The following is a 779-nucleotide window of genomic DNA, read 5'->3' as shown; positions in this document are numbered from 1 at the left end:
GCATATGCTCTAATGTAAGTTAAATGAGGAGGATGAACGTGATTCTTAATTATAATGCTTATAGTCCAACATATGAGAGGATTGGTCCAGGTCATGGTCCAGGTCATGGTCATGGTCCAGGTCCAGGTCATGGTTTTGGTGGTCCAGGTATAGGTGCACCTGGCTCTGGCGTTGGTTTTGCTCCAGGTCTTGGTTTAGGCGGTCCAGGCTCTGGCGCTGGTTTTGGTCCTGGTCTTGGTTTTGGTGGTCCAGGTATAGGTGCACCTGGCTCTGGCGTTGGTTTTGCTCCAGGTCTTGGTCTAGGTGGACCAGGCTCTGGACTTGGTTATTATCCAGGTCTTGGTCTAGGTGGACCAGGCATTGGCGGCTACCATTACCCATACTATTACCCTTACCCTTACCCTTACCCTTATTCATCGTACCCGTACCATCAATAGATAAATTTAGAGATTTGCCTAGTTGCGTTTCTACAATAAGTAGAAACGCTTGTTACTTTTTCACAAATGGGTACTTTTCGTTAAAGAATTGACTGTCACAAACTGGAGTATTTTATAGAGCTATAGAATCAGGGAGTAAAAAAAGTAAGAGAAGAACTACAAAGGACGGTAAAAGCCTGCTAAGTCTTCTTTATTTAATCAAAAATAAGAAGAAAAAAGATGAGGATTGGTTGGCTTCTGTGCGATTTTAGAAGTCCTTTAAAGGATGAAACTTAATACGGAATTACATAAAAGTATGTGATTTAAACTTCTTTTTATTTCTAATCCACGATTGAAACACCT

1 protein-coding gene is annotated in these 779 nt (G+C 41.7%); it reads left to right on the top strand.

Features of this window, described 5'->3' with window-relative positions; all coding sequences use genetic code 11:
• Window positions 1-38 precede the first annotated feature (38 nt).
• Window positions 39-437, top strand: a complete 399-nt coding sequence (locus BSO02S_RS25965; protein ID WP_096190826.1) for a hypothetical protein — start codon at window positions 39-41, stop codon at window positions 435-437.
• The last annotated feature ends 342 nt before the right edge of the window (window positions 438-779 follow it).

The organism is Neobacillus soli NBRC 102451 (genome assembly GCF_001591665.1).
Classification (GTDB): Bacteria; Bacillota; Bacilli; order Bacillales; family Cytobacillaceae; genus Neobacillus; species Neobacillus soli.
Note: the sequence above shows the minus strand (reverse complement) of the source record. Positions and strands in the feature narration are given on the sequence as shown.